Source organism: Halomonas sp. QHL1 (assembly GCF_001882345.1).
Lineage (GTDB): Bacteria > Pseudomonadota > Gammaproteobacteria > Pseudomonadales > Halomonadaceae > Vreelandella.
In genome coordinates this window covers 567,189-583,078 of the sequence record NZ_MINL01000001.1, presented here as the reverse complement: position 1 = coordinate 583,078, position 15,890 = coordinate 567,189, and the positions used below count along the sequence as shown (strand labels likewise).

The following is a 15,890-nucleotide window of genomic DNA, read 5'->3' as shown; positions in this document are numbered from 1 at the left end:
GGCTCAATGCCATTTTTTTGTGTGTCTGCTATTTATTACGTAACACTACCTCTATCAAAGCCCGATTTGGCTGACTTGCCCCCGCTTTTCCGCTAGTCTCTATTGTTAAATAATTCTACATAATCTCCCTCAATGGCTATCACCAAAAGCCCGCTTCAGGGATCATCGCCAATAAAGATGAGAAGGATCTCACATAATGGAATGGCTCAACGATAACGCTCAAGCAATTTCGGCCGTAGCGAGCATATGTACGCTCTTTGTATGGGTATTTTATGCCCAGCTGCTCTATAACGGCTATGTGCGGCAGCGTCGCCCTCGCGTGATAATTAATCGCGGCAGGGGTACTGGTGTGGATGCTATCTGCTTAATCAGCAATATGAGTAGTGAAGCCATCTATGTTCAGCACCTAGTCGCAGTACTGCATACCCAGCATCGCAGTTACTCCCTGGACGTGGTGGAGTACCAGCAGCATAGGGGCGAACAAGAACAAGAAGCCAAATACCGGACCCATCAAGGCCCGCTAGCTTCCGGGGATTACCTCAACATTCAATCGTTTGGCGACATTGTGAATCAAGTGAAAGAGTATTGGGAGATCGAAGATAACCTGCTACAAGAGCAGAATATCCAGCTTGAAATTCGCGTTATCGCCATTTACGGATCCGAGGATATGCCCACGGGTGCTTCGCGAGCCTTTAATCTTGACCTAAACGCCTCACCCAATCACCAGCTTATCCCCGCGAGTGTCGATACGGATCGACTCAATAGTCGCGGCCAACGAAAGCGTGTATTGGAGTGGGCAAAAGAGATCGAAACTCACAAAGCACGCTGAATCTACACTATTGCTAAGCGGCAACGCGCCACATTACCGAGACTATCGACGATGCATAAACTGTTCACCCTCTGCTGGCTTGGCATACTTACTACGGTATCGACTAATGTGTATGCCGAAGAGGAAGATAGTGACTTACCCGAGTGGGCGGAAGAGCGCATAGAGCCGTTTCGTGAAAGCGTAGGCAACTGGGTGGATAGCACGTCGCGCAATATCGATGGATTCTTTGGCACCGACGACCATATGCAGGTCGACAACGAGTCCTATCTACGGTTAGGCCAGGAAATCGATTGGATGGAGGGTGATGGCACACGCGGCGACACATCACTTCGCTACCGTATTGATCTACCTACTTCGGAAGACCGTCTGCGGCTGATAATCGAGAGTGACCCGGAAGAGTCCCAAGGCACCCTAGAAGAGCAAGGCTCTGGACGCCTTGCCAATGACCAACGTGATCGGAGAAGTTCTACGCTAGGTCTGAATTGGTTAGAAAGCCGCGATAAACGCGACAACTGGAGCAATCGAGTGGGTGCCGGTGTTCGCCTGCGTCTCCCTCTTGACCCTTACGTGCGTTTTACCAGCGAGCGCCTGTGGCAACTGGGTGAAGGGCCGTGGCAGCTTGAGTCGAATAACCGCGTTTCATGGTTCAACAATGAAGGTTACTCAGCGCGCACACGTTGGGATGTCGGTCGGCCTTTGAGTGACAGCCGTCACTTGCGCTTTATCACTACCGTTCAGTGGCGCGAGGAGGAAGACAAACTGGAGTACAGTGAAATTGCCGAACTCAATCATCGTATTAACCGGCGCAGCGCACTGCGTTACTCGGCGATAGCCATCGGTGAAAGCGCTTCCAATCCACGCATGACCAATTACTATCTGCAAACCCGCTACCGCCGCGATATTCATAAAGGTATTTTATTCGCCGATGTGATTCCGGAGCTGCACTTCCAGCGCGAGGTTAGCTACGACCCACGCTGGGCGATGACGCTGCGCCTTGAGATGTACTTTCAGCGCACGATTAGCCGCGACTACTTTTAAGCCTTAGGTACACGCGCCTAATCTACACAAGCACCGTAGGCGGCCATATAGGGCCGCCCATCTATATAGCAAGCCTGTGTAATAACAAATCTATGTATTACCACGGCAATAAGCTATAGCCGCAAACCGCCATCGCACTCAATGATGCGCCCGGTGAAGTAGTCGTTCTCAATAATAAAGGCGACGCTTTGGGCAATATTATCAGGCTCACCCAAACGCTTTAACGGCACGCTTGACGAGATACGCTCCAACATATCGGGGCGCATCGCAGCGGTCATTTCGGTAGCTACAAACCCAGGCGCTACGGTGCCGGTACGAATACCATAGCGTGCCAACTCCTGGCTCCAGGTAACCGTCAACGCGTGCACGCCCGCTTTTGCGGCAGCATAGTTGCTTTGTCCCATATTGCCCGCCCGGGAAATGCTGGAGATATTGACGATCACGCCTTCATGCCCGGCTTCAATCATTTGAGTGGCGGCTTCGCGACCACAGAGGAAAACGCCGGTTAAATTGACATTAATAACTTTCTGCCAAGCGTCTAAGGACATGCGTTTTTCCACTTGACCTTCTTTGGCCTTTACCAGCAGCGCATCCTGGGTAATACCCGCATTATTGACACAGCCACTGACCGGCCCCATCCGCTGCGCGATATCCGCGAACGCCTGAGTCACGGAGGCTTCTTCGGCGACGTTCACCACAAACGCCTGGGCATCGACACCTTCAGCGGAAAGTTGCGACACTGCCTGATCAAGCGCTTCAGCGCTCATATCTAGTAGCGCCATGCGTGCGCCTTGCTTGCCCAAACGCAGCGCCATGGCATAACCCAACCCACGCGCCCCACCTGTGACTGCAATTACTTTATCGTTAAGTTTCATTCGTGGCTCCCTACGACAGATTAAATCAGCTTCATTGTGCATTGCAGCATAGAAGAATTATTGACATAAATCGAGCTACATCACCGCTGGAATACGCCATGTTAGCTGCTTGCTATTTATATTTATGTCACCATATTACGCAATTACGACTGTTATCGAGTCGCTTTTTCTGGAGTTAGCCATGCCTATCCTTATTTTTATATCGCTCTTTACCCTACTTGATTTTGTGGTTCTGTTTTCTATTGGCAGCCAGATCGGCCTACTCACGACCCTACTCTTAGTGCTCGGCACAGGTTTTGTCGGGCTACACTTAATTCGCAAAGAAGGTGTGTCCACTTTTGCGCGGGCGCGCCAGCGCATGCAGGCCGGTGAAATTCCCTCCAGCGAGCTATTAACTGGCGCTGCACTCATCTTCGGCGGTGCCTTATTAATGGCCCCCGGCTTTTTGTCTGATGCACTAGGCTTGGCATGCTTGATCCCCAGCGCGCGGCAGCTGATGTTCAAAGCACTCACTTGGCTGGGGCTTAAAAAAATTGCCGGTCAACAGCAAGGCCCCAGCGCTTCATCAGCTCGACCCGATGAATTTCAAAACAACCAGTCTTCGCAACAGAATGGTCCGATTGAGGGGGATTTTATTAGTCGAGATGAGCCCCCGCGCCGTCGCTAAGGTTTCCTCCGGAAGAAAAGTAGCGGAAAAGCAATTTTTTATTACTCGCCCCCTTGAAAGGCCATCCGCAGCCCCCATTTTTCATCCAGCAGACAAATTCGGCAGCGATCTAAACGGTAGCTGCCATTAACAAGGAAGATCGTGAGGTCTTCATTTCTCGCGGGTTACTCCCTCGAGAACACTTTTAAGCGAACCGCCCTCATCAGGGCTTCAACCATACTCAGGAGAACGTGAATGAATATCCGTCCTTTGCACGATCGTGTCATCGTCCGTCGCGTTGAAGAAGAGCAGAAAACTGCAGGCGGCATCGTGCTTCCGGGCAATGCAGCAGAAAAGCCGACGCGTGGCGAAATCCTCGCCGTCGGTAATGGCCGCATTCTGGAAAATGGCGATGTCCGTCCGCTAGACGTTAAAGTTGGCGATAACGTGATCTTTAAAGATGGCTATGGCGTCGAGAAACAAAAAGTCGACGGCGAAGAAGTCTTGATCATGAGCGAAGCCGATATTCTTGCGGTTGTTGAAGGCTAATAATCACTGTTGCTCACAATTTTTAGTGAGCGGCTCGAATCATTACTTTCACGTTTTTGCATTCAATTTAGGAAGTAGCAGATATGTCAGCTAAACAAGTTAAGTTTTCAGATGATGCCCGTAAACGTATGGCCCGCGGCGTTGACGTTCTCGCCAACGCGGTAAAAGTTACCCTCGGCCCGAAAGGCCGTAACGTGGTGCTGGAGAAATCCTTCGGCTCCCCCACCGTTACTAAAGACGGTGTTTCTGTCGCCAAAGAGATCGAACTGAAAGACAAGTTCGAAAACATGGGCGCCCAGATGGTTAAAGAAGTCGCTTCACAGACTTCTGACGCTGCAGGTGACGGTACCACTACCGCTACTGTTCTGGCCCAGGCCATTATTGCTGAAGGCCTGAAAGGCGTAACAGCGGGCATGAACCCGATGGATCTTAAGCGCGGTATCGACCAAGCCGTTAACGCTGCCGTCAAAGAAATCAAAGCAATGTCTGTCCCCTGCACCGACACCAAGTCGATTGCTCAGGTAGGTACTATCTCTGCGAACGGTGACAAGCGCATCGGTGAAATCATCGCCGAAGCGATGGAAAAAGTTGGCAAAGAAGGCGTCATCACTGTTGATGAAGGCCGTGGCTTTGAAGACGAACTGGAAGTTGTTGAAGGTATGCAGTTTGATCGCGGCTACCTGTCTCCTTACTTCGTTACCAACCAGGACACCATGACGGTTGAACTGGAAGATCCTTACATCCTGTTAGTGGATAAAAAGATCTCCAACATCCGTGAGCTGCTGCCGGTTCTCGAAGCCGTTGCTAAACAAGGCAAGCCGCTAGCCATCATCGCGGAAGATATCGAAGGCGAAGCACTGGCAACGCTGGTTGTTAACAACATGCGCGGTATCGTTAAAGTAGCCGCTGCTAAAGCGCCTGGTTTCGGTGACCGTCGTAAATCCATGCTGCAGGATATCGCTATCCTGACCAACGGTACGGTCATCTCTGAAGAAGTAGGCCTGACGCTTGAACAAGCGAACCTGGATCACCTGGGTACCGCTAAGCGCATGACCATGTCTAAAGAGAACACCACCATCATCGATGGCGCTGGTGCAGAAGGCGATATCGAAGCACGCGTTAACCAGATCCGCGCGCAAATCGAAGACACCTCTTCTGACTACGACAAAGAGAAGCTGCAAGAGCGCGTTGCCAAACTGGCAGGCGGTGTTGCCGTTATCCGCGTCGGTGCTGCTACCGAAGTAGAAATGAAAGAGAAGAAAGCCCGCGTTGAAGACGCTCTGCATTCTACTCGTGCAGCCGTTGAAGAAGGCGTAGTACCTGGTGGCGGTACCGCACTGGTTCGCGTTATGGCGAAAGTACAAGGATTGACTGGCGACAACGAAGACCAGAACCACGGTATCAACATGGCGCTACGCGCTATGCAGTCACCGCTGCGTCAGATCGTTGCTAACGCTGGTGAAGAGCCTGCCGTTGTTATCAACCGTGTGAAAGACGAAACCGGCAACTTCGGTTACAACGCACAGACCGGCGAGTACGGCGATCTGTTCGAAATGGGCGTTCTAGATCCGGCCAAAGTAACCCGTACTGCGCTGCAGTCTGCTGGTTCTGTTGCTGGTCTGATGATCACCACCGAGTGCATGATCGCAGAAGACCCGGAAGAGAAAGACTCTGCCCCTGATATGGGTGGCATGGGCGGAATGGGTGGCATGGGCGGCATGATGTAATGCACCCCTGAGCCCTCTGCTCAAGACTGCTAGCTGTTAAAGCAGTCACCAACAACCCCGCCCTGTGCGGGGTTGTTGCGTTTTGAAAGGTCACTAGATTCATTGCAACCCAATATCTGCGGCCCCATCGCGTAGAGCGAACGTGGTACTATCAGCGCGATTTTTATAAGGCTATAGGGCAAAACCAGCGCATGTTGCAGCATATTCGTATCGTTCTCGTTCAGACCTTCCACCCCGGCAATATCGGCGCTGCGGCACGGGCCATGAAAACCATGGGCTTAACCGAGCTGGTGCTAGTTAATCCACGCATGTTCCCCGATGAAGAGGCGACTCGGCTAGCGGCGGGCGCAACCGATGTCTTAGAGAGTGCTCGTGTAGTTAACTCGCTGGAGGAAGCCGTTAACGATTGCGTTCAGGTAGTCGGTGCCAGCGCGCGCTTACGCAGCCTGCCCTTGCCCCACTTTGACGAACCCGATGAGATGGCGGCAGACGTCATTCAGAACGCACAAACGGCGCCAGTGGCACTGGTGTTTGGGCGCGAACGTTCCGGGCTAACTAACGATGAAATTCGCTGCTGCACGCACCAAGTTAGCATTCCCGCCAACCCTGATTACGGCATTCTAAATTTATCCCAGGCGGTTCAGATACTGGCTTATGAAGTGCACCGCGCCTGGCGTAAAGGAGAGAAGAGCGGCTTTGCTTATCAGCGCCCGCTGGAGGCAACGCCGCCCAGCCGCGAACAGTTCTTACACTTTCAAGCGCATCTGGGTCGCTTAATGCAGGAGAGCGGCTTTTTAACCCAGCCACATGCCCGCACTGAAGAGCAGCTTCAAGCCCTCTTCGCCCGCGCCCAACCCAGCCGCAAAGAGCTTTCGCTTCTGCGAGGGCTATTAAGCGCGTTTGAAAGCCATCTGCCTAAACAGTGAAGTACTGAATAGCGATAAAAAAAGGGACAACAGCGTTGTCCCTTTTAAGCTTGAAGATAGAGCTTTTAGAGCATCATTGCCGCTAGCCAGCCAAAGCCTACTAACGGAATGTTGTAGTGGAGAAACGTCGGCACCACGCTGTCCCACATATGATCGTGCTGACGGTCAACGTTAAGGCCAGATGTTGGCCCCAAGGTAGAGTCAGAGGCGGGCGAGCCAGCATCGCCCAATGCCGCTGCCGTGCCCACCAGCACCACCGTGGCCATGGGCGAAAAGCCAAACTGTACCGCTAAAGGCACGAAGATCGCGGCAATAATCGGTATCGTTGAGAACGATGAGCCGATACCCAGCGTAATAAATAACCCTACCAGCAGCATTACCAGCGCTGCTAAGCCGCGGTTATCGCCAAATAGCGCAAAGGCTCCTGACACCAGAGCATCAATTTCACCGGTGGTTTTCATTACCTCTGCAAATCCCGCCGCGGAGATCATGATAAAACCGATCAGCGCCATCATGCGCATACCGCTGGTAAACAGATCGTCTGCTTCGCGCCACTTAAAGATGCCGCCCATTGAAAGCAGACCAATCCCTACCAAACCACCCAGTATCATTGAACCGCTATAAAGCTGGAGACCGAGTGCTGCGACGATCGCCACCCCCGACATAACAAGCCCCAGCATATGCGGCTTGGCAGGCGTATGGCCTGCGGTAACGTTGGCGTTAGCGATATCTTCGGCTTGGTATTCACGTGGGCGGCGGTAACTCCATAGCAGCGCAACGATTAGCCCTAGCGCCATGCCGCCTACCGGGATAGCCATGGCCATCGGTACCATGCCCCGAGTAATCTCTAAACCTAGCGGCTCCCCAGCGCTATTTAAGTTGGCCAAGAGAATATCGTTTAGAAAGATTGCCCCAAACCCTACCGGCAGCAGCATGTAAGGGGCCGTTAAACCAAAGGTGAGCGCACAGGCGACCGCACGACGATCCAGCTTCAAGCGGTTCATCACGGTTAACAGCGGCGGAATCAGCACCGGTATAAAGGCAATATGTACCGGGATAGCGTTCTGAGAAGAGATAGCCACCAACAACACAGCCGTTAGCAACAGCATTTTGACCCGCGCCTGGTGCGCAACGGTGGCCTCTTCTTTCCCCAGCAGCGTAATCAAACGATTAGCCAGCATATCCGGTAGCCCAGAGCGGGAGATCGCCACCGCAAAGGCCCCCAAGGTGGCGTAGGCCAGCGCCACCTGGGCCCCGCCGCCAACGCCTTCATTAAAGGCGTCCAGCGTTTGTTCTAGTGACAACCCACCCACTAAACCACCGACTAGAGCGCCCACCACTAAAGCAAATACCACCGAGACACGCGCCAGTGATAGCGCCACCATCACAAGCACCGCAAGAATTACTGCATTCATGAAGTTTCCTAGAGCAATTGAAAGGTCATTAACGGCGAAGGGGGCGGATTTTAGCAGATTAAACAGGTAAACCTAAGGCTACGGTTCCAGCTTCAAGTATTGCTACTTTAGTCGCGACACCGTTGTTGCATTGCACCATACTACCTAACATCGCTCTTCCGCTTAAATTCAGCGTCGGCTACTTTACGGTTTGCTTAGGAGCTCGCATGAGCATAGTTGCGATTGTCACTTCACTGCTTTTATTAATGTTCCTCGCCTATCGCGGCATTTCAGTGCTGCTGCTGGCTCCTCTTATGGCGTGTTTGGCGGTGCTGTTGTCTGGCGATGCCGCCTTTTTATTGCCGATCTACACCGATACCTTTATGAGCGCGCTGGGCAACTACGTGATCCAGTTCTTCCCGCTGTTTCTGTTGGGCGCCCTGTTTGGGCAGTTAATGGCCGATTCCGGTGCTGCCCAATCGATTGCCAACGGGATTGTCAAAAAGCTCGGCACTCACCATGTTGTGCTCACCGTCGTCATGGCCTGTGCGGTGCTCACCTATGGCGGCGTATCGCTGTTTGTCGTTGCTTTTGCCATTTATCCGATCAGCCGTGAACTTTTTCGCAGCGCCAATGTGCCCAAACGGCTAATTCCGGCGTCCATTGCGCTTGGCTCTTTCACCTTCACCATGACAGCCCTACCGGGAACACCTTCGATACAGAACGCGATTCCTATTCCTTATTATGAAACCAACAGCTTTGCAGCACCTGGTCTCGGTATTATCGCTGGGCTGATTATGCTTGGGCTGGGGACTTTCTATCTTCAGTCACGGGTTAAAAAAGCGGCCTCTAATGGTGAAGGGTACGGCCAACATACTGAGCGCGAAGCAGATGCCAATGAAGAAGCACAAGCGCCTACCACCCACCTTCCGCTATGGCTGGCACTGATACCCATTATTATGGTGATTGGTTTGAATGCGCTGTTCACTTACGGTGTGTTTCCCGCTCTTGATTTAAGCTTTATCAGCGAGGAGTTTGAAAATGTATCGCCATCGGGACAGAGCGGGCTTTGGGCCATTCTGATCGCCCTGCTCAGCGCATCTGCATGGCTGATTATTACCCGCTGGAAGCACTGGCTGGATCTTAAAGAGAGTGTCAATAAAGGCTGTTTAGGCTCGCTGCTGCCGATTTTCAACACTGCTTCAGAGGTAGGCTACGGTGCCGTCATTGCCAGTTTGGCGGGCTTTGCGATTATCCGCGATGCAGTGCTTACGGCTTCACCTGGCAACCCTTTGATTTCAGAAGCCATGGCGATGAGCGTACTGGCGGGAATCACTGGCTCCTCTTCCGGCGGACTCTCCATTGCCCTTGAGACGCTGGGCAGTGAGTATCTAGCCATGGCACAAGAAGCAGGCATTAACCCTGAATTGATGCACCGCGTGGCAACGCTGGCGGCAGGTGGCATGGATACCCTCCCCCACTCAGGTGCAGTGATTACCCTGCTGGCGATTTGTGGCCTGACCCATCGTCAGTCTTATGGCAACGTCGCCATGGTAACCATTGCATTGCCGATCATGGCGCTACTCAGCGTGATTACCTTAGGGACCCTGTTTGGCAGCTTCTAAAAGCGCACAACGCATGCGATAGTGAACCAACTGTTAGCCTGCCAATAAAGAGAACATCATGGCCTTCGTTCTTCGCCACTCGCTGCTGCTGATTATATTGGGAAGCCTGGTTATTTCGACGGCCATGGGGTTACGCCATGGCTTCGGGCTCTTTATGGAGCCGCTCAGCAGCGAGCTCGGCTGGGGGCGTGGCGTATTTGCCTTTGCTTTAGCCTTACAAAACCTGGTTTGGGGCTTATCGCAACCCTTTACCGGAGCACTGGCGGATCGCTTCGGTGCGGCCAGGATTATCGTGGTTGGCGGCTTGTTATACGCTCTGGGGCTGCTGTTTATGAGTCTCTCGACCTCGGTGCTGGGTATGACAGTTAGCGCCGGACTGTTGATTGGGCTTGGTCTCTCTGGCACCACATTCTCAGTCATTTTAGGCGCCGTGGGCCGCGCAGTGGCACCTGAAAAACGCAGTATGGCCATGGGCATTGTTAGCGCGGCAGGCTCGTTCGGGCAATTCGCCATGCTGCCCGGCACCCTTGGCTTGCTCGAGTGGCTTGGCTGGGCGGCGGCGCTTATGGCGATGGCAGCTATCGCAACCATCATCATTCCCCTGGGGGCAATGCTGCGCGATAGGCCTTTCGCCAAAACGGCATCCGATTTAAGCCTGAAAGATACGCTCAACGAAGCAGCGGGCCAAAAAGGCTTCTGGCTACTCTGTTTAGGCTTCTTTGTCTGCGGTTTTCAGGTGGTTTTCATTGCCGTTCACCTCCCCGGCTACTTATTCGATAACGGCCTAGCGGTGCAGGTGGGCACGACGGTATTAGCGTTAGTGGGACTGTTTAATATTGTCGGCACCTATACCGCGGGGTGGATGGGCGGCATCTGGTCAAAACCCAAGCTGCTTACCTGGCTCTATTTGATTCGCGGCGTGGTGATAACTGCATTTGTTTATTTGCCGTTAAGCCCTGTTAGCGCTTATGTATTTGGTATCGCTATGGGGTTGCTATGGCTCTCCACTGTGCCATTAACTAACGGCATTGTGGCTTCCGTGTTTGGTGTTCGTCACCTCTCCATGCTCGGCGGCATCGTGTTTCTATTTCACCAGCTAGGCTCCTTTATGGGCGTCTGGCTGGGCGGCTATTTTTATGACCTTACTGGCAACTACAATACGGTCTGGCAAATTGCTATTGTGCTCTCGGTCGTCGCTGCTGCTCTGCATTGGTTTATCAGTGAAAAGCCGCTTGAGCGCTCGCAGCCAACAACGGTGACCCCATGACAATCAATAAATTATTCAAGGTCATGGCGGCAATTCTGTTGCTTACCTGTTTAATGCTCGCGTGGTGGGGCTGGCACAGTTTAGACCCATCACTACTGCTAGTAGGTAGTCGGCTATGTTAAATGCACTAACGCCTCTCACGCTCATCTTCATGCTCAGGATCAACTTTTTGGATACTCTTTCCTTCTACACTCTGTCATTAAAGAGATAGTGCTTCAGCACTGCTATTTCCCCTGACTCGCGGAAGATTTAATGGATCTTGTGGTATCGCTCGTTCACCAACTCAAAGATAGCCTGCGCGACCTTGCGCCGGTGGTATTGGCGATGGCATTTTTCCAGTTAGTGGTTATTCGCCAACCACTGCCCGACTCTCTCGCCTTGATGGATCTGGCCTTCGGCCTGGTGTTTGTTGTGGTAGGCCTGACACTCTTTATTAAAGGACTTGAGCTGGGACTATTTCCCTTGGGCGAGAACCTAGCGCGAGCATTTGTAAAAAAAGGCTCAATAACTTGGCTGCTAGTGTTTGCTTTTGCATTGGGGCTTGGCTCTACCGTCGCCGAGCCTGCCTTGATCGCCATCGCTGCCCGTGCAGCTGAAGTTGTTGCCCAAGGCGGTATTATCGATAACAGCATTAGTGCACAAAACAGCTTTGCCTTTGCGCTGCGTATGGTAGTGGCTGCTTCTGTCGGCGTAGCGGTAGTAATAGGAGTGGTACGCATTTTTAAAGGCTGGCCGCTACATTTAATGATTATTGCCGGCTACGTGCTAGTACTGTTGTTAACCCTGCTTGCCCCTGCCGAGATGATTGGCATCGCTTATGACTCAGGCGGAGTGACAACCTCGACCATCACGGTGCCGCTGGTGACAGCATTGGGTGTAGGACTCGCGTCTTCGATAAAAGGCCGCAGCCCAATGCTCGACGGCTTTGGGCTGATTGCATTGGCATCAGTGATGCCGATTATTTTTGTGCTGGTATTTGGCATTGTCGGCATCCATCTGATACCAGGAGTCGCTCCATGACGCTTATCGTCACTTTTTGGGGAACGCTGCTGGATATCCTGCCTATCGCTGCAATCGTTTTCGGCTTCCAATTCTTGGTCATTCGTAAGCCTGTAAAGCGCCTGCCGCAGGTTTTGGTCGGTTTTCTTATGGTTTGGATGGGGCTATCGTTTTTTTTAGTCGGCTTGGAGCAAGCACTGTTTCCAATGGGTGAGTTAATGGCCGCCCAGCTCACTAACCATGAATTTTTGCCAAGCTTAGCCGAAGGGGCCCAGCGTCATTGGAGTGACTATTACTGGGTATATATTTTCGCCTTTGCTATTGGCGCCAGTACGACAATTGCCGAACCATCGCTAATTGCGGTTTCGTTGAAGGCAGGTGAGATTTCAGGCGGCACGATTGACCCATTGATGCTGCGTATTGCGGTTGCACTCGGTATGGCTTTTGGGATCACGCTGGGTACTTGGCGTATTGTAATGGGCTGGCCGTTGCAGTGGTTCGTATTCGCCGCTTACTTGCTGGTCATTGTTCAAACCCTGCGCTCGCCGCGATCTATCATTCCGTTGGCGTTCGACTCGGGTGGTGTCACTACGTCGACCATTACCGTACCGATTATTGCTGCATTAGGCTTGGGCCTTGCAACAGAAATCCCTGGGCGCAGCCCGGTAATGGATGGATTTGGCATGATCGCACTTGCCTGTTTATTCCCTATTATTACCGTAATGGGTTACGCCCAAATTGCTCAATGGAGAGCCACGCGGACGCGCTCGACTAATGAAGTAACGCCCCAGTAAAGCAAGTGGTTAGGAAAAGGAGATCGCGATGCGCTTTAAACTGATTGTTGCCATGGTGGAAGACGAATTAACCGATGCTATTCTTGAAGCTGCTCGCCACGCAGGCTCTACCGGCGCCACGGTGATCAATAACGCCCGCGGCGAAGGGCTCAATAAAGCCCACGGCATTTTTGGTATGGAGATTACCGCGCAGCGGGATATGCTGCTGTTCCTGGCAGAGGAGCACCGCAGCCGCCATATTCTTGAGGCAATTGCCCAGGTAGGCGAATTTGATGAAACTCCCGGTACCGGCATCGCCTTTCAGCTGGATGTCGAAGATGCCGTGGGAGTTAAGAGTCAGATTAAATCACTTTCCGAATCATCAGATTAATCCTCACGCTAGGTCACTTAAGCGTGTAGCTCTAACCCATGCGCCAGCGACGCCACTGGCGCATTAACACTCCCTGCTTGGGCGAAAACAGCAGAGCGATAAAGAACCAGCTCGTGGCCACCAACACAATGGTGCCGCCAGAAGCAACGTCCAGCACCACCGAAAGCCATAGCCCGATGACCGCCGAGCTAACCCCAACACCCATCGAAATCAGCATCATGGTTTTAAAACGATCTGTCAGCAGGTGTGCCGTAGCCCCTGGGGTGATCAGCATTGCAACCACTAAAATGATACCCACCGTTTCCAAACTCGCCACGATGGTCAGGGTTAACAGCAAGATCAAACCGTAATGAATCACGCTGGTATTGAACCCCAGCGCTTGGGCCTGCTGTGGGTCAAAGGCATAAAGCAGCAGCGGCCGATAAGCGAGCCACACGACTAATAGAGCAATCACGCTGGCTACCAACGTCAACAGCAGTGCCGATTGCTGAACACCCAGCACGTTGCCAAACAGAATATGCATTAGGTGGGTGCTTGAGGCGATTTTGCTGATAATTACAATGCCCAATGCAAACGCCCCGGTGAACATAAGGCCCATCGCCGCATCGGACTTAATCCGCGTGTGGCGCTCAATAGCGCCAATACCCACGGAGGTCAGCGCACCGGTGATAAAAGCGCCGATAAAGAACGGCCAGCCTAACAGGTAGGCAATGGCCACCCCCGGCAACACGGCATGGGAAATCGCATCCCCCAGCAGTGACCAGCGTTTAAGCACCACGTAGCAGGATAAAATGCCACAAATGGCGCCCACCAGTACTGAGGTTAATAAGGCGCGCTGCATAAAGGCGTACTGGAAGGCATCTGAAACAGTGCCGGGCAGTAGATTGACAATGACCATCAACGCAGCGATGAGCCAACTCACCAATGCATCGCCAAACAGGCTCAGTGCCGTTATTAGTTCTGCCACTTCACTTACCCCTGGGCTGCCATAAAGGAAGATGCTTCAGCGACTCGTACATCGCTTGCCGACTGTTCGATAGAGCTCACCGCCAGCTCAGCCAATTTGGCGTCATTGAGCATTTCATCAGGCGTCCCTACTCCACGGATAAAGCGGTTAATCAGCACCACATGATCAACATGGCGGCGAGCACCGGGCATATCGTGAGTCACCATAATAACCGTACGCCCTGCCTCTCGCTCACGAGCAAGTACGTCTAAAATCAATCGCTCACTGGGCGGATCCACCCCCGCCAGTGGTTCATCAAGGAGTAAGATATTGGCCTGCTGGGCGAGCGTACGAGCCAGTAATACGCGTTTTTTCTGTCCGCCTGAGAGCGCGCCAATCGGCCGCTCCGCCAGTGAAAGCATATCCACTGCTAGAAGCGCCTCACGCACAGCCTCGCCATGGCGGGGATGGTACCAGCGCGAAGGCAACAAACGCCGCCATAACGGATCATTCCGCATATGCCCGTAGCGACCGCCCATGACGGTCTCCCAGACAGAAACTGGGAAATCCCACTCAATGGCTTCGCGCTGGGCCATGTAGGCGATATGCCCCGCTTTGCGATGCGTCGCAATCGGCTCATTAAAGGCCTGAACACTGCCACGCAGCGCTTTCATGCTACCGGTAAGAACATGAAACAGCGTGGATTTACCTGCCCCATTCGGCCCCACAATGGCAGTCCATTTACCTGCTGGGAACTGCAGATTAATGTCTTCCAAAACGGGCTGACGCTGATAGGCTGCGTAGAGCCCTTTTATATGAATAGCCACGGGAGCGTCGCCAAATGTCGTTGCCATGATCGTTTACTCTGTTGCCAATGTTTGGCGCAATAACTCAACGTTTTGACGCATCATGGTGAAATAATCACCCGCTTCACCACTGGGTTCACTAAGCGAGTCTACATATAGCGGCCCCGCGACGTTAACGCCCGTATCCCGCGCCAGACTGGTAACGTGGCGGTCAGAAATAGTGCTTTCCCAGAACAGCGCGGCAGGTTGAAGCTCATTAATCATGTCCACCACGCGCATTAACTGGCGAGGAGAGCCTTCGGTTTCAGCGTTGGTGCCCCAAATGCCATTGTGTTCAAAATGATAGGCATCGGCGAAATACAGAAAGGCGGCTTCGCTACTGAGTAGCACCCGGCGCTCGTCAGGTATCGCCTCTAAGCGCTCTTGGAGTTCCACATGCAGTGCATGCAGCTCTTCTTTCAGCGCCTCTGCACGCTGCTGGAACTCTTCAGCCCGCTGGGGAAGTAAATGCTCCAGCTCATTAGCGACGACCTGAACATAGGCTGACACCGCACGCGGATCCATCCATAAATGAGGATCGACATCGCCTTCCATGTCACCAGTAATAATGGTCTGGGTTGGGTACTCAGAGGCTTCCGCGACCGCCACTAGTGGAGTGCCGTCGATAACCGTTGCCTCTACCTGGGGCATCCACTGCTCTAGCTGGTAGCCGTTGTAAAACACCACGTCTGCCGTTTCCAATGCAGCGAAATTACTGGGGGTCAATTCCCATTCGTGCACCTCAGCGCCAATCGGCGTTAATACTGAGACGTTGGCATCCTCCCCTGCCACGCTGGCAACAATATCGCCAAGCACAGAAAAAGTGACGGCCACATTTAGGGGAGACGGCGCACTCTCTGGCGTCTCTGCACTGGCTAGTGCAGCGCTCAACAATAGCGGTAGGCTCAAGGCCATACCCAGGTTGCGCTTTCTCATTGTCTCTCCTTTATTGTGCATAACCGATAAGTAGACTGTAGCTCAATAAAAAAGCATTGTGCAAACAGTTTAGCCTTGGCTAACAATATTACTCAAAAATACGCTACTATCCCAAGGACTATCC

General features: G+C 52.7%; 16 protein-coding genes. 11 read left to right on the top strand and 5 right to left on the bottom strand.

The window, feature by feature from the left end; all coding sequences use genetic code 11:
* Positions 1-196 precede the first annotated feature (196 nt).
* The gene (locus QHL1GM_RS02615) at positions 197-829 is read left to right on the top strand and encodes a hypothetical protein (RefSeq protein ID WP_071693089.1); all 633 of its coding nucleotides are present in this window, start codon (positions 197-199) and stop codon (positions 827-829) included.
* Positions 830-880: 51 nt separating this feature from the next.
* Positions 881-1,867, top strand: a complete 987-nt coding sequence (locus QHL1GM_RS02610) for a hypothetical protein (protein ID WP_071693088.1) — start codon at positions 881-883, stop codon at positions 1,865-1,867.
* A gap of 113 nt (positions 1,868-1,980) precedes the next feature.
* On the opposite strand, the gene QHL1GM_RS02605 is transcribed toward QHL1GM_RS02610, so the two are convergent.
* On the bottom strand, positions 1,981-2,742 hold the full coding sequence (locus QHL1GM_RS02605; protein WP_071693087.1) for an SDR family oxidoreductase: 762 nt from the start codon (positions 2,740-2,742) through the stop codon (positions 1,981-1,983).
* A gap of 181 nt (positions 2,743-2,923) precedes the next feature.
* Between QHL1GM_RS02605 and QHL1GM_RS02600 the strand changes: the two genes are divergently transcribed.
* The 4 genes from QHL1GM_RS02600 to QHL1GM_RS02585 all read left to right on the top strand — a co-directional run bounded on the left by QHL1GM_RS02600 (position 2,924) and on the right by QHL1GM_RS02585 (position 6,590).
* Positions 2,924-3,409, top strand: coding sequence for an FxsA family protein (locus tag QHL1GM_RS02600; RefSeq protein ID WP_071693086.1), 486 nt, complete (start codon positions 2,924-2,926; stop codon positions 3,407-3,409).
* Positions 3,410-3,643: 234 nt separating this feature from the next.
* Positions 3,644-3,937, top strand: coding sequence for a co-chaperone GroES (locus tag QHL1GM_RS02595; RefSeq protein WP_008956441.1), 294 nt, complete (start codon positions 3,644-3,646; stop codon positions 3,935-3,937).
* Between the two features lie 83 nt (positions 3,938-4,020).
* Positions 4,021-5,664: a chaperonin GroEL gene (gene groL, locus QHL1GM_RS02590; RefSeq protein ID WP_035578979.1), complete on the top strand. Its 1,644-nt coding sequence runs from the start codon at positions 4,021-4,023 to the stop codon at positions 5,662-5,664.
* A 191-nt stretch (positions 5,665-5,855) separates the two neighbouring features.
* Positions 5,856-6,590: an RNA methyltransferase gene (locus tag QHL1GM_RS02585; RefSeq protein WP_071693085.1), complete on the top strand. Its 735-nt coding sequence runs from the start codon at positions 5,856-5,858 to the stop codon at positions 6,588-6,590.
* Positions 6,591-6,655: 65 nt separating this feature from the next.
* Here the strand turns inward: QHL1GM_RS02585 and QHL1GM_RS02580 are convergent, their stop codons facing one another.
* On the bottom strand, positions 6,656-8,005 hold the full coding sequence (locus QHL1GM_RS02580; RefSeq protein WP_071693084.1) for a Na+/H+ antiporter family protein: 1,350 nt from the start codon (positions 8,003-8,005) through the stop codon (positions 6,656-6,658).
* 206 nt (positions 8,006-8,211) lie between these two features.
* Between QHL1GM_RS02580 and QHL1GM_RS02575 the strand changes: the two genes are divergently transcribed.
* The 5 genes from QHL1GM_RS02575 to QHL1GM_RS02555 all read left to right on the top strand — a co-directional run bounded on the left by QHL1GM_RS02575 (position 8,212) and on the right by QHL1GM_RS02555 (position 13,039).
* The gene (locus QHL1GM_RS02575; protein ID WP_071693083.1) at positions 8,212-9,609 is read left to right on the top strand and encodes a GntP family permease; all 1,398 of its coding nucleotides are present in this window, start codon (positions 8,212-8,214) and stop codon (positions 9,607-9,609) included.
* A gap of 58 nt (positions 9,610-9,667) precedes the next feature.
* Entirely contained in the window at positions 9,668-10,876 is a 1,209-nt protein-coding gene (locus tag QHL1GM_RS02570; RefSeq protein ID WP_071693082.1) for an MFS transporter, read from the top strand.
* A 252-nt stretch (positions 10,877-11,128) separates the two neighbouring features.
* Complete coding sequence (locus QHL1GM_RS02565) at positions 11,129-11,896, top strand: DUF1538 domain-containing protein (protein ID WP_071693081.1); 768 nt, start codon at positions 11,129-11,131, stop codon at positions 11,894-11,896.
* Positions 11,893-12,669, top strand: a complete 777-nt coding sequence (gene umpB / locus QHL1GM_RS02560) for a Na,Li,K/H(+) antiporter subunit UmpB (protein ID WP_071693080.1) — start codon at positions 11,893-11,895, stop codon at positions 12,667-12,669. The genes QHL1GM_RS02565 and umpB overlap by 4 nt, the downstream gene beginning before the upstream one ends.
* A gap of 28 nt (positions 12,670-12,697) precedes the next feature.
* Complete coding sequence (locus QHL1GM_RS02555; RefSeq protein ID WP_071693079.1) at positions 12,698-13,039, top strand: P-II family nitrogen regulator; 342 nt, start codon at positions 12,698-12,700, stop codon at positions 13,037-13,039.
* Between the two features lie 31 nt (positions 13,040-13,070).
* Here the strand turns inward: QHL1GM_RS02555 and QHL1GM_RS02550 are convergent, their stop codons facing one another.
* The 3 genes from QHL1GM_RS02550 to QHL1GM_RS02540 are packed head-to-tail and all read right to left on the bottom strand — an operon-like array spanning position 13,071 to position 15,766.
* The gene (locus QHL1GM_RS02550; protein ID WP_071693078.1) at positions 13,071-14,006 is read right to left on the bottom strand and encodes a metal ABC transporter permease; all 936 of its coding nucleotides are present in this window, start codon (positions 14,004-14,006) and stop codon (positions 13,071-13,073) included.
* Positions 14,007-14,011: 5 nt separating this feature from the next.
* The gene (locus QHL1GM_RS02545) at positions 14,012-14,839 is read right to left on the bottom strand and encodes a metal ABC transporter ATP-binding protein (RefSeq protein WP_071693077.1); all 828 of its coding nucleotides are present in this window, start codon (positions 14,837-14,839) and stop codon (positions 14,012-14,014) included.
* Positions 14,840-14,845: 6 nt separating this feature from the next.
* A complete protein-coding gene (locus QHL1GM_RS02540) occupies positions 14,846-15,766 on the bottom strand; it encodes a metal ABC transporter substrate-binding protein (RefSeq protein ID WP_071693076.1) in 921 nt (306 codons plus the stop codon).
* Positions 15,767-15,890 lie beyond the last annotated feature (124 nt).

Bases quoted from the DNA above. Each gene is read 5' to 3' on its own strand.
- QHL1GM_RS02565 (WP_071693081.1), top strand. From the start codon at position 11,129: ATGGATCTTGTGGTATCGCTCGTTCACCAACTCAAAGATAGCCTGCGC.
- QHL1GM_RS02570 (WP_071693082.1), top strand. From the start codon at position 9,668: ATGGCCTTCGTTCTTCGCCACTCGCTGCTGCTGATTATATTGGGAAGC.
- QHL1GM_RS02545 (WP_071693077.1), bottom strand. From the start codon at position 14,839: ATGGCAACGACATTTGGCGACGCTCCCGTGGCTATTCATATAAAAGGG.
- QHL1GM_RS02610 (WP_071693088.1), top strand. From the start codon at position 881: ATGCATAAACTGTTCACCCTCTGCTGGCTTGGCATACTTACTACGGTA.
- QHL1GM_RS02575 (WP_071693083.1), top strand. From the start codon at position 8,212: ATGAGCATAGTTGCGATTGTCACTTCACTGCTTTTATTAATGTTCCTC.
- QHL1GM_RS02585 (WP_071693085.1), top strand. From the start codon at position 5,856: ATGTTGCAGCATATTCGTATCGTTCTCGTTCAGACCTTCCACCCCGGC.
- QHL1GM_RS02580 (WP_071693084.1), bottom strand. From the start codon at position 8,005: ATGAATGCAGTAATTCTTGCGGTGCTTGTGATGGTGGCGCTATCACTG.
- umpB (WP_071693080.1), top strand. From the start codon at position 11,893: ATGACGCTTATCGTCACTTTTTGGGGAACGCTGCTGGATATCCTGCCT.
- QHL1GM_RS02605 (WP_071693087.1), bottom strand. From the start codon at position 2,742: ATGAAACTTAACGATAAAGTAATTGCAGTCACAGGTGGGGCGCGTGGG.
- QHL1GM_RS02595 (WP_008956441.1), top strand. From the start codon at position 3,644: ATGAATATCCGTCCTTTGCACGATCGTGTCATCGTCCGTCGCGTTGAA.
- QHL1GM_RS02540 (WP_071693076.1), bottom strand. From the start codon at position 15,766: ATGAGAAAGCGCAACCTGGGTATGGCCTTGAGCCTACCGCTATTGTTG.
- QHL1GM_RS02600 (WP_071693086.1), top strand. From the start codon at position 2,924: ATGCCTATCCTTATTTTTATATCGCTCTTTACCCTACTTGATTTTGTG.
- QHL1GM_RS02555 (WP_071693079.1), top strand. From the start codon at position 12,698: ATGCGCTTTAAACTGATTGTTGCCATGGTGGAAGACGAATTAACCGAT.
- groL (WP_035578979.1), top strand. From the start codon at position 4,021: ATGTCAGCTAAACAAGTTAAGTTTTCAGATGATGCCCGTAAACGTATG.
- QHL1GM_RS02615 (WP_071693089.1), top strand. From the start codon at position 197: ATGGAATGGCTCAACGATAACGCTCAAGCAATTTCGGCCGTAGCGAGC.